Source organism: Rhizobium lentis (genome assembly GCF_014200175.1).
Taxonomy (GTDB): domain Bacteria; phylum Pseudomonadota; class Alphaproteobacteria; order Rhizobiales; family Rhizobiaceae; genus Rhizobium; species Rhizobium mulingense.
Genome location: NZ_JACHBD010000017.1, coordinates 26,254 through 40,839, shown reverse-complemented (window position 1 = coordinate 40,839; position 14,586 = coordinate 26,254). Strand labels below are relative to the sequence as shown.

Genomic DNA, 14,586 nt, shown 5'->3' with positions numbered 1-14,586 from the left:
AATCGGAATATATCAATCAAGCGGCGTTCGAAATCCAGTTCGAAAGCGCGGTCTTCGGCTTGGCGCCGACCGAGATATCAGCGACTTCGCCGCCTTTGAAGATTGCAAGCGTCGGAATGGAGCGCACGCCGAACTGCGCGGCAAGCTCAGGATTCTCGTCGATATTCAGCTTGGCCACCTTGACCTTGCCTTCCATCTCGACGGCGATTTCCTCGAGGCTCGGAGCAATCATTTTGCACGGTCCGCACCATTCAGCCCAGAAATCGACGACGACGGGTTCTGCGGATTCCAGAACTTCCGACTGGAAGTTATTGATATCGACTTTCACGGTAGCCATGGGCTGCTCCTTTGGAGGAATTGGGTGTTGAACCACATGTGATGGTGCGGTGCCGAATTTTCAATGTCCGGTATTTCACTTTGTCTTGAGTCCTGCAAGCGCCAAACCGAGCGCCTTTTCGCTCAGCGTGTAGAGCGAGGCATTCTCGGTATACACAAGCATGCAGTCGATGCGCTTGCCGGGATAGAGCGGCGCCAGGATCTCGCGATAGATGGCGAGCTGTGCCCGGTGCGCGAAGGGGATGGCCTCCTCGGCCGCCGGCGGCACCCGATTGGTTTTGTAATCGAGAATGACGACGCGATCGGCAAGCACGGCCAGCCGGTCGATGCGGCCGGAAACGGCATAGCGTCTGCCGTCGAGCATCAATGTCCCCATGATCGAGACCTCAGGCCGGGCCTGCTCCCCGAGGACGGGCTGCAAGTCCTTCTCGTCCAGTAGTTTCAGAACCGAATCGACCAGCTTGCGCCGTTCGGCCTCCCCCCAGAAACGGGCAGCCCGTTCGCCGTAACGCTGCGCCGCACCGGGCCGCTCCTCCGGCGGAATATCGGGAAGCGCTTGCAGCATGCGATGCAGCAGCCTGCCTTTCTCCAGCGAGCGATCGCTGCGTTGCTTCTCGGAAAAGAGCGGCGAAGCGACAACCAGGCCTCCTTCATCTTCGTCGATGATCGTCCCGGCGCCGGAAGGGCTGAGGGGCCGGGGCAGTTCCGTCTGTGGCGGCAATGGTCGCAACAGGCCCTCCGGCAGGCTGATTTCGTCGTCGCGCGCCTGGCTGCGGTTGATGCGCTCGAAGCTCCGCTCCACCCGCGGCACGCGCCATCGGATGCCGGGCCATTCCCCGTCGGGGTCGGAGAAGCTGGCCGCCTCCACATGCGGATGGCCTTCGCTGAGTGCGGTGGAAATCAACATGTGCCAGCTGTCGTTGTTGGCGCGCACCCCGCGATAACCGCAGACGACCAGCCGGTCGGCGGCCCGCGTCATGGCGACATAGAGCAGCCGGCGATACTCCTCTTCGGCCAGTATCTGGATTCGCGCAGCATCGTTCTGTGTCAGCGAATTGGCGAGGTCGGCGACGGGAACCCAGGCAGGCATCGGCGGTTCGTCCGGGTCGTTTTCGATCAGGCGGAGCTTCGGCAGATGCGTATGCGTGAAGGCTTTGGAGCCGCCGTCGACCAGGAAAACGATCGGTGCTTCGAGACCCTTTGAGGCATGCACGGTCATGATCCTGACCTCGTTGCGTCCCTTGTCCTGCTCGCGTTTCACTTCGGGTGCTTCGAGCTCGAGCGTCGAGACGAAGGATTGCAGCCCGGGAAGGCCGGAGCTCTCATGGTCGAGGGTAAAGGTCAGGAATTCGTCGAGGATATCGCTGACTTCGGTGCCGAGGCGGGCAAGAAACTGCCGCCGTCCACCGTGGCTGCCCAGCAGGCGTGCATAGAAATCATGCACCGGCAGGATTTTCGATTGTCGGAGGAACAGTTCCAGTTTCTCGACCGCCGCGCGGAAACGCTCGTTACCGTCGGCGGCAAATTTCTTGAGATGGCTCCAGACGCTCTCATTGTCGCCACGCAGCGCCGCGGCTGCAAAGATGTCCTCCTCGGAGAGATCGAAAAGCGGGCTCTTGAGCACGGCGGCGAGCGAAAGGTCGTCTTGCGGCAGAAGCAGGAAGCGGCCAAGTGCCAGCAAATCCTGCACGGCGATATGGCTGGTCAGCACCAGCCTGTCGGCGCCGGCGACGGGAATGTCACCGCGACGTTTCAAGGCGCGGGTCAACGCATTGACGAAGGCGTCGCGCTTGCGCACCAGCACCAGGATATCGCCGGCCTCGATCAGCCGCTCCTTGCCTTTGTCGATGATCGTCTCGCGGCCGACGAGTGCGCCGATCGAATGGGCGATCCGCCGCGCCAGGATAGCGGCCGGCGCGCTTTCCGGCGTCGCATCGAAGGGCGCCGTCCAATCCTCTTCCTTCACCACCGCTTCCGGCGCGACCATTTCCCAGAGATCGACGGCGCCGGGATGTCCGATGCGGCTGGAACGATGCACGACCGGCTCACCGACGGCGCTGAGGCCGCGCGCATTGTCGGATGTCCTGAAGATCTCGTCGACGGCTTCGAGCACGTCGGCGGTCGAGCGGAAGGAGAGCGGTAACCGCACGGAAGAGAAGCTCTGCCCGCTGTCGGAGACACGCCGCCGCGTCCTGTCGCTCTCTTCGGAAAAACGCTCCGGCCGCGCCCCCTGAAAGGAATAGATCGACTGTTTCTCGTCGCCGACGGCAAACAGCGTGCGCACGATCGGCCGAGCGCTCTCGCCGGAAAAGAAATCCTCGGCGAGAGACTGGATGACGCTCCATTGGATCGGACTGGTATCTTGCGCCTCGTCGACGAGGATATGATCGATACCCCGGTCGAGCTTGTAATGGATCCAGGGACCGACGCCGCTCTTCGTCAACAGGTCCGCGGTGCGGGTGATTAGGTCCTCGAAATCGAGTTGGCTGCGCTGTTTCTTCAGTTCCTCATAATCGCGGTTCAGCCGGTCGGCGAGCACGAGCGCGGCCCGCGTGGCGCCATGCATCCGCATCAGTTTCAGCCGGTCGCGGCTTGCCGCGACATGCGCGCGGGCGGCGGCGACGGCGTCCGTCAATTGCGGAGCTTCGGCAAGCATGGCCTTGACCAGGAACTGCGAGTCCGTTTTCGGCTCGCCCTTGGCCGTCAGGAAAATTTTCTCGAGCATCGCGGCACGTCTGGCTTCATCCGGCTCCCGGCTGGCGAGTCTAAGGCCATAGGCAACCTCCTGCGCCTTGGCGCCGCCCTTTTGGTCGGCCAGCGACAGATAAAGTTCCAGCGTGCCGCTCGAAAGTCCCGGCAGCGGCCAATATTGCGCCGCGATCCCTTTCTCGGTGTCATCGGCGGCAAGACCGAGCCTTTTTCGCAGGACCACGTCCACGCCGCCCTGCTGTTCGGCCGCGGCGGTGAAACGGCGGATGGCGTTGCGGTTGGCGACAATGTCGCCGAGCAGGTTCTCCAGGCCGGATTCGTCGCCGAGATTGAGCACGGCGGCGAAAGCCTCTGCAAGAGCGCTGCCTTCTTCCGGCGCGGTCGCCGTCAGCAGCGCCCGGCGCGCATCGGACAGCAGCGCCGCGGCGGCGCGATCGTCGAGAACGGAGAAATGCCCAGCGACATTGGCCTCCAGCGGGAACTGATGCAGCAGCGCCTCGCAAAAAGCGTGGATCGTCTGGATCTTTAAGCCCCCCGGCGTCTCCAGCGCCTTGGCGAACAGCCGCCGGGCCTCGGCCAGTTTTATCCGGTCGGGTACCGTACCTTCGATCTCAATGATCCGCCGGCTGAGATCGTCATCGTCAAGCACTACCCAGTCGGCCAGTCGTTCGAAGACGCGGTTCGACATTTCCGAAGCCGCGGCCTTGGTGTAGGTGAGGCAGAGAATGGCCGAAGGCCGGGCGCCGGCGAGCAGAAGCCGGATGACGCGCTGGGTCAGGACATGCGTCTTGCCGGAACCGGCATTGGCCGACACCCATGCCGAGCGCACCGGATCGGAGGCGATCGCCTGCTGGATGCTGGTCCAGCCGATCCAGGCCCCGGGATCGTCGCTATCAGGAAGGTCGCTCGCCTCACTCATCGCCGCCACCTTCCTCATTCTCGGCCGTCGACCATTCGGAGACGCGGGCGAGATGATCGTAGTCGCCGCCGAAATCAAATTGCTGTGCCGGAATGAGCCGCGAGGTAAAGCCCTTTTCGCCGGATTGCAGCAAGCTGACGAATTTGATCAGCTGGTCGACTGATTCCTCGGCAAGGTCGATCGCCGATTTCGCCTTGTCGCCGCGGGCGGCGTTTTCATTGTTGACCATATCGACCTGGAACCGGTTGCCGGGACGCAGGCGGACATAGAGCAGATCCTGCGGCGTGAGGCTGCCGGCATCGCGAAAGGCGCCGGCGCGCAAGGCGGCCGCTTCCAGCGCGAGCTGTGGATCGAGAAGCGCGCGTGCCTGTGCCGGCGAGGGGTTGTAACCGGTCTTGTAGTCGATGATATCGGCGGCGTTCGGCCCGGTAATGTCGATCCGGTCGGCGACGCCGTTGAGGCGGATATTGATCGCCTCCAGCTCCACGCCGCCGCGCACTTCCGTCAACGTTCGGCGAATGGCAGGCCGTCGTCCGGCCTCCCATTCCAGGAAGGCGCGCGCCACTTCGCGAAAGCGTGGCCGCCATACGGCATCGATATGAGGCGGCAGCTTTTCCATGTCGAACAGCTCGCTCAGAATCTGCTCCATCGCCGTTGCCGCCTCCGGCGTGCCGGCGACATGGGCCGCGCGGATGAACCGGTCGATAATCGTGTGATAAAGCGTACCGCGTTCGGCCGCTCCTGGGTCGCGATTGAACGCGTCCACCGGATCGAGCCGCAGGATGCGGCGGGCGTAGATGGCATAGGGATCGCGGCGCAGCCGCCCGACCTCGCTGAAGGAGTAGGATTTCGGCTGCAGCGTCAGCGGCGGTTTCGGCGAGGGCCGCTGCGCCGGCGCCTGGCTCTCTCCGCGATCGATGAGACCGGCCCATTGCAGGAACCGGGTGCCGCGCCCCTTGAGTTCCGCTTCGAACGCCTCCCCGCCGAGCGCCAGCAGCCGCTGCAGCCAGCGCGAGGCGACCGTCGGCGTCGAACCCTGGCGCAGCGCCCTGGAATAGATCAGGTGACGGGTGCCGTTCGCCATCTCGAAATCATGCGCCAGCTGGCCGATGCGCCGCTCCGGCGGTTCAAGCCCGATCTCCGTCTTCATCATCCGCGGAATGAAGGGATTGTTGGCGCTCTGCCCGGGCCATGAGCCCTCGTTCAGCCCGCCGAGGATCAGTGTATCGACGCTCTGCAGCCGGGCTTCCAGCGTGCCGAAGATGAACAGCCTGGGGTGGCTCAGCGCCCGAGGCTTCACCGCATGGCCGGCGGCGAGCGCGGCCATGATGTCGATCCATTGCGGCCCGTCCGCCTCCATCTGCCCGTCCGTGTCGATGACTTCGCCGAGAAGCGAGGCAAGCGCGTCCCCCGCCTCGTTCGACCAGAGATCGGCAAGATTGCCCTTCGGATCGGCCGCGACCGCTTCGAGAGCGCGACCGGTTCGCTCGGCCCATTCGGACAGCGTGAAGCTCGCCGTCTTGCCGCGCTCCTCCGGCCGGTGCCGGAAGAGCGCAGCGGCGAGAGGCTCGGTCGCCCGGGTAATCCGGCGGGCAAGCTCGTATGCGGCCTCGGCGGCGTCGGCGGGAAGCGCCTTTCGCCATTGCGGTGCGTGCCGGTCCAGGGCCTGTTCGGCAAGCTGATGGGTCAGCAGCACCTCGAGCGCGCTGATATCCACCTCCGTCACGCCGCCGCGCAGCGCCAGCAGCTCGAGCGCCTCGGTGGCGGAAATCAGGGTGTCGCGTTCAAGGCCGAAGCGGGCCAGGGGGTGTTTGAGCAGAGCGACGGTCGCGACCGGATCGCCCGGCCGCAGTGCCGCCTCCAGCAGCAATTGCAGAAGCGTGCCTTGCGGCGTGGCCGAAAGCGGCGTGCCGGCCGAATCGTCGGCGAGGATGCCGAAGCGGGAAAGCTCCGCCATCACCCGACGGGCGAGGTTGCGGTCCGGCGTGATCAGGGCTGCCCGGCTCTCGCCGTCCTGCCCCGGCCGTTCCAGCGCCAGTCTGAGCGCGACGGCAATCGCGGTTGCTTCCTCGCGCTCATTGGCGGCTTCGATCAGCGCAACGTTGTTGAAGGCCGAAGTCAGGGCCCCCGCGGGCAGCTCGCTCTTCCATGTGCCCCAGTCGCTGGTCGCCTCTGCCGGGGCCAGCGCCCGGGACAGGATTTCGGCGCGCCGGTCAAGATCGGCCTCCGGTCTGTCAAGGGTGCTGACATCGGCCCGTGTCAGCCTCAGCCTCTTCAGCAGCGACGACAGCCCGTATTGCGGATGGCTCCGGCTGGCGGGATTGGCATGCTGGCCCGGCGCCGGTTCCGGCGCGACCATCTGCCAATGTCCTTCGGGCATGGCGAGATCGAGGCCTGGAAGCACGATCACGCCTTCGGGCAGATCGGCGACGGCGGCAATCAGATCGGCGGTTGCCGGTACCGAACCCGTCGAGCCGGCGATGATGACCGGCCCGCCAGGCTTTGCCGCCGAAAGCCGGGCCGCTTCGGCCCTGAGAATAGCGTTTCTGTGCCGCGCCAGCGACGATTTGCCCAGTTCGGAAAGTCGCGCCGGCCAGAAGGCGCTGGCGATCTGCAGAAACTCCGCGGTCAGTTGCCACCAGGCGGCATAGTCGCCGGTATCGAGCTTCGACAGTTCCGACCAGTCGAGATCCTCGGTTTCGATGGAATCGACCAGCTCGGCGAGGTTGCGGGCAAGCCAGATCGCGTCTGCCGGGCTTGCCGGCGCAACCAGCGGCGAGTCCGAATGAATATGGCGGACAATCTCCGGCAGTTTGTTGCGCCAGGCAAGGATCAGGCGCGCCAGTTCGAGCAGCCGTGCAGTATTCGACAGCGGCTGGGCGAGGTCGATCGTCGCCGGCAGTGCCTCGTCGAAATAGCCGCTGTCGACGTCGGTTTCGCCGAGGGGGCGGATGACCGGCAGGATCGCCGACCGGCCGCCAAGGAGATCGACGAATTCCGAGCGCAGCACACGCACGGCACGCCGAGTCGGCAGGTAGATGGTTACTCTGGCGAGCGACAGCGGGTCGTCGGCGTCATGCCGGAAGAGCGGCGTCAACCGGCCGTCGCAGAGTGTCCTTGCGAGGGTTTTCAGGAAGGGAAGGCCCGCCGGGATCGTCAGGATTCGTGGCTGGTGCCGCTCCCTCATGGTTCACGCGAACGCCCGCAACCTGCGGATCGTTTCCTCCGCCTCGCCGATCGCCTCCGGCGTTCCGACAGTCAGCCAGTGCCCATCCAGCACCAGGCCGAAAAGCCGGTCTCGTGCGATCGCCTTGTCGAAATAGATATTCAAATTGAAGGCATCCTGTGGCGCATCGTCGAACAGCGACGGGTTCATGGCGATCGCGCCAGCATAGACAACGGGATTGGATGGATCGTCGCGGTAACGCCTCAGCCGGCCGTCGGCCGCGAGGCTGAAGTCGTTCTTGCCGTTGTGACCTGTGGTATCTTCGATGCCGATACAAAGCAGCGCCATGTCCATCTGATCGGCATCGAAGAATCCGGCTAAGCGCTGCAGGTTCGTCGGCCGTCCCGGCTGCTCGCCGATCCAGAAGAGGTCGGCATTCATCACGAAGATATCGTCTCGATCCAACAGCCTCAGTCCCTTCGCCAGCCCGCCGCCGGAATTCATCAGCCCGTCCCGCTCGTCGGATATGATGATCTCGAGGCCGCGATAATTGCCGAGATGATCGATCATCTGGTCGGCATGGTGGTGAACGTTGACGACGGCCCGTTCGACGCCGGCCGCCACCAGCGCGTCCAGCGCATAATCGATCATGGCCTTGCCGTCGATCTTCACCAGCGGCTTCGGGATCGTGTCGGTGATCGGGCGCATGCGGGTTCCGAGACCCGCTGCCAATACCATGGCTTGTCTGATGGTCATCTTGATCCGGAATTTATGATTCGCTTTGGCCTATTCCAGCCCTTGCGCACCAATCGCGCAAGGGGGCAAGCGTCTCATGCTCGAGCGCGACGTTGAGATAGGCGAGCGTCCGCGGCATATGCTTGAGATAGCCGGGCTTGCCGTCCCGCTGCAGCAGCCGCACCCAGAGACCGGCAAGCTTGCAGTTGCGTTGCGCCGACATGATCGCCCAGGCCTTCATGAATCCGGCTTCGTCGAAACGGCCCTGGGCATGGCGAAGGGTGAGATAATCGTTCATCAGCTGCCGGAACAGTTCCGGCTCGATCGTCACGCGTGCGTCCTGGACGATCGAGGCAAGATCATAGGCCGTGGGGCCGATCATGGCATCCTGGAAATCGATCAGGCCGATCCGTTTGACGCCGGACTCCCAGGGCCGCCAGATGATATTCGGCGAGTGGAAATCGCGCAGCAGCACGTTCTTTTCCGCCGCAGCGAGTTCATCGATCAGCGCGTCCCAGATCGCCAGATAGTCCTTGCGCTCTGCGTCCGAGGGTGCGGAGCCGCGCTTCCAGGCGATGTGCCAGTCGAACACAAGCTGCACTTCCATCTTCATCGCCGTGCGATCGAAGTCGGGAATGTGATGCGTGTGCGCGGCGGAAACGGGGATATCCTGCGGAAACTGCATGGAATGAAGATGGGCAAGGCAGGCGACGCTTTGCCGGTAACGCTCGGCGATCGGCCGGCCGGCGTCATCGAGCACGCCTTTGGTGCCGAGATCTTCGATCAGCAGGATGCCCTGCTCATAGTCGACCTTGTAGATCTCCGGCGCTGCAAACCCCCGTTCGCGCAGTGCATCGGCAATCGCAACGAAGGGATAGGCGTTCTGTGCCAGATGGGCGACCTTGGGATATGGCTTGCCGTCGTAGACCGGCGGCCCCTCGGGATGCGGGCGCCAGTCCATCAGGATTTTTCGCGGAGCGGCATCCGGATAGATCGCTTCATAGGCGCGCAGCGACGCATCGCCTGTCAGGAAGCGGCGTTTGGCGTCGGGATAGCCGGCCCCGTCGAGGAAATCGCGGATCGCGAAGACCCGGCGGATGCGCTGGGCCTGCTGGCCGGCGGCTTCGATCGTTGCCCGGCGGCCGCTGCCCTCATGCACCAGCGTCAGGGCGATGCGCTCTGCCGGCAATTCGCTGTCAGCCATCTCCGGCCATTCGACGAGGCAGATGCCGTTCTCCAGCGCCTCGTCGAAGCCGAGCTCCGTCAATTCGCTGGCGTCGCCGAGCCGATAGAGGTCGAAGTGCGAAACCGGGATTCGCAGGTCGTAGGATTGCACCAGCGTGAAGGTCGGGCTCGGGACCTCAAGCCCATCGTCATCGGCCATGGCACGCAGAATCGCCCGGGAGAGCGACGATTTGCCGGCACCGAGATCACCGGAAAGGACGAGGCAATCGCCGGCCTTCAAGGCGAGCGCCAAGTCTTCGCCGAGGCGAATGGTGGCCGCCTCGTCCTCCAGGAAAAGCGAGATCGTATCGGTCGTCGTCATTCGGCAGCGGCGGAATGGGGGATATCGACCGAGGGGATACGGCAGACGACCGTCGTGCCCTTGCCCGGCTCACTGGCGATCGTCACGTCGCCGTGATGCAGGCTGACGAAACTGTCAACGATCGAAAGACCGAGGCCGGCACCGCCGCGTTTTCCACTTTTAGCGCCCGTCGCGAACCGGTCGAACACGGTCGCGATCATGTCGGGCGAGATGCCGGGGCCGCGATCGCGGACGGAGAAGACGAAATCCGTGCCTTCGCGTTGGCATTCCAGCGAAATTGAGCTGCCCTCCGGCGAGAAATTCGCCGCGTTGGAGAGAAGCTTGAGCAGGATCTGCTTCAGCCGCTGCGGATCGGCGACGATCGAGCCGAGATAGGCAGGCGCGGTAATTTCGAGCGCCACGCCGCTTTCCTGCAGCCGATCGGCGATCTGCATCGAGACGTCGTCGAGCAGGTCGTTGAGATCGATTTCCGCATAGTTGAGGCGCATGATCCCAGCATCGACGGTCGCAAGGTCGAGAATATCGTTGACGAGCGTCAGCAGAACCGAGGACGAGGTGGAGATATGGTCGATATATTCGGCCTGCCGCTCGTTCAGCGGCCCCACACCCTGCGTGCGGAGCAGGTCGGTGAAGCCGATGATGTTGGTCAGCGGCGAGCGCAATTCATAGGAAACGTGCTGAACGAAGTCGTTCTTCAACTCGTCCGCCTTGCGCAGCGCCTCGTTCTTTTCGGTCAGCGCCCGCTCGGCCCGCACGCTGTCCGTCATATTGACGAAGGTCAGCATGGTCTGCGCGTTCGGCAGCGGGATGACGGCGTAGTCGAGCACGAGGCCGGAGAACAGTTCGAGCGTCCCCTGGCCCGAGCGGCGCTCGTCGTCGAAGCTGGTGATCAGTTCCGTGAAGGTCTTCCAGCCGTCCGGGCGGTCATAGGAGGGGGCGCAGGCCTCGCCGAGCGCCCGGATATGGGTGCCGGGCTTTGCCTCGGCTTCGGTGATCCCCCAGAGCGCTCGGAAGGCCGGGTTGGACAGGCGGATGCGTCCATCCGGGCCGAACACAGCCACACCTTCGGAAAGGTGGTCGATCGTTTCGCCCTGCACCTTGACCAGCGTGTTGTAGCGCATTTCGAGATCGACCTGTTCCGTCAGATTTTCGAAGACCCAGGTGGCGCCGCCCTGCGGATGGGCGGTGGCGAAGACGCGCAGCGTCTGACCGTTGGGCAGGTGCCAGAGGTCCGATTGCGTATTGAGCGCGCGATAGACCGAAAGTGCCGCTTCCTTCCAGCTTTTCCAGCTGAGCTGGTCCGGCAGCTTCTTGGCCGCCCGCAGGCGCTCGAGCAGTTCGCTATTGTCTGGCCGGCCTTCGAGAAAGGCGATATCGAGCTCCCAGAGCGCCACGAAGGCCTGGTTGTAGAATTGCAGCCGGCGCTCGCCGTCGAAGATGGCGACGGGCGTGGCGAGATGGTCGAGCGTCTCGGCATGGCTCTTCAGCGTCCGGTCCAACTCGGCGCGCACCGCCTCGATATCGGACACGTCGATTGCGATCCCGGCCGAGCCACCGGGAAGCGTTACGTCGACGACATCGAAGAATGTACGGTTGCCATGGACGACCGTCGAGATCGTGTCGTGGAACGGCGATTCCGGCGTCGTCGTCGCGCGGATGCGTTCGCGCGCTACGGTCGTCAGCATTTCGCGGCCTTCATTGATCGCCTGCTGCGGCGAGCGCGCCTCGACCGCGTCGCCATAGGCCTGGTTGACCCAGGTCAGGCGACCCGCCGGATCGCGTTGCCAGGCCGGCATGTCGATCGCGTCGAGCATGGTCTGGAAGGCCGAGATCGAGGTCATCAGCCGGTCGCGCTCGATCCTGAGTTCGGCAAGCTCGGCGCGCAGATTATTGAGCGCGACAAAGCGGACGAACGCGCGTCCGCCGGACACCCGGCCCTGGGCCTCGAGGACCTCGTCGCGGATGGTCTCGACCACCATGTCGAAGCTCTGCGCCTCGTCGCGCAGCCGGTCGATCGCCTTTTCCAGGTCAGAGGCTGAGCGTGATTTCAGCCAGAGGCCGAAGGCCAGGAATTCGCCATCCTGCGGCGCGCCGGTCTCCGGCGGAAGCTGGCCGAGCAATTCAGGACGGGCATTGCCGTCCCAGATGACGATCCGTCGGTTCTTATCGGCGATCAGGGCCTGATATTGTGAAATGCGTTGCTGGGCGTCTGAGAGCGCCGAGCGGATTTCCCGGCTCTCGTTTTCCAGATTGCCGCGCTGGCGCACCAGCCAGAGCGTCGAAAGCAGCGCCGCCGATATGACGCCAATGACGACGGAAACGCCGATGACCTGCGAGGAGGTGAAGAGGTGAGCCGAGGCTGCCGCCTGGTGCTCGCCCTGGGCCAGAACCGGCCGCGCCAACGCGGCAAGTGCCGTGCCGGCCGCGCAGGTTTTCAAGAAGCGCGCCAATGATCCATGCTCTTGCTTTGCGGCCTCGTGTGCCGTTGCAGATTTATAGTCTTGGCCCGCACGGCGATGGGCGCGAGCGCCGTCGTCCGCCTGACCGGGCAGGCTGTTTTTCAATTCCGACATCCGCGGTATGTCTCCGTCCTTCAATGTGCCGCATTACGACAAGACATCCCATTTTCGGAGCGGTCGGACGGGGTCCGGCGCCACGAATCAAGTCTTAAAACAATACTTCGGAAGGGAATCTGCGGGAAGGGAGCGGCCAAAAAATAAGCCGCGGCATTTGTCAATGCCGCGGCTTCTACATCTTGTGGATATCGATGATAAGATCAATATCTGTAGTGGTCGGACTTGAACGGGCCCTTCGGCGAGACGCCGATATAGGCAGCCTGCTCCTCGCTAAGCTGAGTAAGCTTCACACCGAGCTTGTCGAGATGCAGGCGCGCGACCTTTTCATCGAGGTGCTTCGGCAGAATGTAGACCTTGTTCTCGTACTGGCCGGGCTTGGTAAAGAGCTCGATCTGGGCCAGCGTTTGGTTGGTGAAGGAAGCCGACATGACGAAGGACGGATGGCCCGTCGCATTGCCGAGGTTGAGCAGGCGGCCTTCGGAGAGAAGGATGATGCGGTTGCCCTTTGGGAACTCGATCAGGTCGACCTGCGGCTTGACGTTGGTCCACTTGAGGTTCCGCAGCGCGGCGACTTCGATTTCGTTGTCGAAGTGGCCGATATTGCCGACGATCGCCATATCCTTCATCTCACGCATATGGTCGATGCGGATGACGTCCTTGTTGCCGGTCGTGGTGATGAAGATGTCGGCCGAGGAAACGACATCCTCGAGCAGGACGACTTCATAGCCGTCCATCGCCGCCTGCAGGGCGCAGATCGGATCGGCTTCGGTGACCTTGACGCGGGCGCCGGCGCCGGAGAGCGAAGCGGCAGAACCCTTGCCGACGTCACCATAACCGCAGACGACGGCGACCTTGCCGGCCATCATCACGTCGGTGCCGCGGCGAATGCCGTCGACGAGTGATTCCTTGCAGCCGTACTTGTTGTCGAATTTCGACTTGGTGACGGAATCGTTGACGTTGATCGCCGGGAAGGGCAGCAGGCCCTTCTGGCTAAGCTGGTACAGACGGTTGACGCCGGTCGTGGTTTCTTCGGTAACGCCCTTGATCGCATCGCGCTGCTTGGTGAACCAGCCCGGCGAAGCGGCAAGGCGCTTCTTGATCTGTGCGAAGAGGATTTCCTCTTCCTCAGAATGCGGATGGGACAATACGTCCTCGCCGGCTTCGGCGCGGGCGCCGAGCAGGATATACATGGTGGCATCGCCGCCGTCATCGAGGATCATGTTGGAAAGGCCGCCATCGGCCCACTGGAAGATCTTGTCGGTGTAAACCCAATAATCCTCGAGCGACTCGCCCTTGATGGCGAAAACGGGAACACCCGCAGCGGCGATCGCGGCAGCGGCATGGTCCTGCGTCGAGAAGATGTTGCACGAGGCCCAGCGGACTTCGGCGCCGAGGGCCACTAGCGTTTCGATGAGCACGGCCGTCTGGATGGTCATGTGCAGCGAACCGGTGATGCGCGCGCCCTTCAGCGGCTTTGCATCGCCGAATTCGGCGCGGCAGGACATCAACCCCGGCATTTCGGTTTCGGCGATCGTAATTTCCTTGCGGCCAAAATCCGCAAGCCCGATATCGGCGACGACATAATCTTTTTCAGTGCTCATAGAGGTCTCCAGGCTGAAAAACGTCTCAAAAATTGGCGCAGGCGCGAAGATGACCGCGCGACGGATAGGCCGCGTGCCGATGCATATCGCCCGGATATGTGCAGCAGTTCCGGGATCGCGAGATGCACAACACCAAAGAGCCAAACCGCATCGCATGAACCAGTGTTCGATGCGACACGCTTCAGCGCACGGCATGTCCGCCGTTTAGCAGGCTTCTGGTGGGAAGGCAATAAGCATATAAAGAAGTCTTTATATGTTTATATGAGCTCGGCCTATGCTCACATCTCTTCGCCGAACCGGTTTTGGATCAACTGGTCCAAGGCCTCCAGCGCTTCCTCGGCCTGGCTGCCGCTCGCCGAGACCACGACGCTGGAGCCCGGGCTTGCCGCAAGCATCATCAGGCCCATGATCGACGTGCCGCCGACCGTCATTCCGTCCTTGGAGACGGTGATGGCGGCATCGAAGGTCTCGACCATCTGAACGAACTTGGCCGAAGCGCGCGCGTGAAGGCCGCGCTTGTTGATGATGAGGAGTTCCCGGGAAAGCGATGTCATGAAGCGCCGTTATTTTCCGCTGAGCACACGGCTCGCGACATTGATGTATTTCCGCCCTGCTTCGGAAGCCTCGACCAGCGCCTTCTCCATGTTGTTCTCGCCGCGCACCCCGGCGAGCTTGATCAGCATCGGCAGGTTGACGCCGGCGATAACTTCGGTATGGCCGCTGCTCATGACCGATATGGCGAGGTTGGACGGCGTGCCGCCGAACATGTCGGTCAGGATGACGACGCCATGGCCATCATCGGCGCCGGAAACGGCTTGCAGAATGTCCTGTCGTCTCTGGTCCATGTCGTCTTCGGGGCCAATACAGACCGTCTCGATGAATTTCTGAGGACCGACGACGTGCTCGACAGCATGACGAAACTCTTCAGCCAGCTTGCCATGAGTGACAAGCACAAGTCCGATCATGATATTACTGCTCCCATATACGCAAACGATGGC

The 14,586-nt window shown here is 63.2% G+C and carries 9 protein-coding genes; all 9 read right to left on the bottom strand.

The features are described from left to right. Nucleotides 1-16: 16 nt before the first annotated feature. The 9 genes from trxA to GGI60_RS28325 all read right to left on the bottom strand — a co-directional run bounded on the left by trxA (nt 17) and on the right by GGI60_RS28325 (nt 14,553). The gene (trxA, locus tag GGI60_RS28365) at nt 17-337 is read right to left on the bottom strand and encodes a thioredoxin (RefSeq protein WP_008528748.1); all 321 of its coding nucleotides are present in this window, start codon (nt 335-337) and stop codon (nt 17-19) included. A 75-nt stretch (nt 338-412) separates the two neighbouring features. After that, the gene (gene addA, locus GGI60_RS28360) at nt 413-3,964 is read right to left on the bottom strand and encodes a double-strand break repair helicase AddA (protein WP_183919570.1); all 3,552 of its coding nucleotides are present in this window, start codon (nt 3,962-3,964) and stop codon (nt 413-415) included. Further along, nucleotides 3,957-7,151 carry a double-strand break repair protein AddB gene (addB, locus tag GGI60_RS28355; RefSeq protein WP_183919573.1) on the bottom strand — a complete coding sequence of 1,065 codons (3,195 nt, stop codon included), beginning with the start codon at nt 7,149-7,151 and terminating at the stop codon, nt 3,957-3,959. Before addB ends, addA begins: the two co-directional genes overlap by 8 nt. A 3-nt stretch (nt 7,152-7,154) precedes the next feature. Then, entirely contained in the window at nt 7,155-7,886 is a 732-nt protein-coding gene (locus tag GGI60_RS28350) for a nucleotidyltransferase family protein (RefSeq protein WP_183919575.1), read from the bottom strand. A 13-nt stretch (nt 7,887-7,899) separates the two neighbouring features. Continuing rightward, nucleotides 7,900-9,411 (bottom strand): tRNA (adenosine(37)-N6)-threonylcarbamoyltransferase complex ATPase subunit type 1 TsaE, encoded by a 1,512-nt coding sequence (gene tsaE, locus GGI60_RS28345; RefSeq protein ID WP_183919583.1) that lies wholly within the window; start codon nt 9,409-9,411, stop codon nt 7,900-7,902. Then, nucleotides 9,408-11,984, bottom strand: coding sequence for a PAS domain-containing sensor histidine kinase (locus GGI60_RS28340; RefSeq protein WP_183919585.1), 2,577 nt, complete (start codon nt 11,982-11,984; stop codon nt 9,408-9,410). Before GGI60_RS28340 ends, tsaE begins: the two co-directional genes overlap by 4 nt. A 203-nt stretch (nt 11,985-12,187) precedes the next feature. After that, nucleotides 12,188-13,588: an adenosylhomocysteinase gene (gene ahcY, locus GGI60_RS28335; RefSeq protein ID WP_012482107.1), complete on the bottom strand. Its 1,401-nt coding sequence runs from the start codon at nt 13,586-13,588 to the stop codon at nt 12,188-12,190. A gap of 278 nt (nt 13,589-13,866) precedes the next feature. Continuing rightward, nucleotides 13,867-14,142 carry an HPr family phosphocarrier protein gene (locus tag GGI60_RS28330; protein ID WP_003544133.1) on the bottom strand — a complete coding sequence of 92 codons (276 nt, stop codon included), beginning with the start codon at nt 14,140-14,142 and terminating at the stop codon, nt 13,867-13,869. A gap of 9 nt (nt 14,143-14,151) precedes the next feature. After that, nucleotides 14,152-14,553: a PTS sugar transporter subunit IIA gene (locus tag GGI60_RS28325; RefSeq protein WP_004672623.1), complete on the bottom strand. Its 402-nt coding sequence runs from the start codon at nt 14,551-14,553 to the stop codon at nt 14,152-14,154. Nucleotides 14,554-14,586 lie beyond the last annotated feature (33 nt).

Coding starts and splice junctions, on each gene's coding strand:
- trxA (WP_008528748.1), bottom strand. CDS start 337: ATGGCTACCGTGAAAGTCGATATCAATAACTTCCAGTCGGAAGTTCTG.
- addA (WP_183919570.1), bottom strand. CDS start 3,964: ATGAGTGAGGCGAGCGACCTTCCTGATAGCGACGATCCCGGGGCCTGG.
- addB (WP_183919573.1), bottom strand. CDS start 7,151: ATGAGGGAGCGGCACCAGCCACGAATCCTGACGATCCCGGCGGGCCTT.
- GGI60_RS28350 (WP_183919575.1), bottom strand. CDS start 7,886: ATGACCATCAGACAAGCCATGGTATTGGCAGCGGGTCTCGGAACCCGC.
- tsaE (WP_183919583.1), bottom strand. CDS start 9,411: ATGACGACGACCGATACGATCTCGCTTTTCCTGGAGGACGAGGCGGCC.
- GGI60_RS28340 (WP_183919585.1), bottom strand. CDS start 11,984: ATGTCGGAATTGAAAAACAGCCTGCCCGGTCAGGCGGACGACGGCGCT.
- ahcY (WP_012482107.1), bottom strand. CDS start 13,588: ATGAGCACTGAAAAAGATTATGTCGTCGCCGATATCGGGCTTGCGGAT.
- GGI60_RS28330 (WP_003544133.1), bottom strand. CDS start 14,142: ATGACATCGCTTTCCCGGGAACTCCTCATCATCAACAAGCGCGGCCTT.
- GGI60_RS28325 (WP_004672623.1), bottom strand. CDS start 14,553: ATGATCGGACTTGTGCTTGTCACTCATGGCAAGCTGGCTGAAGAGTTT.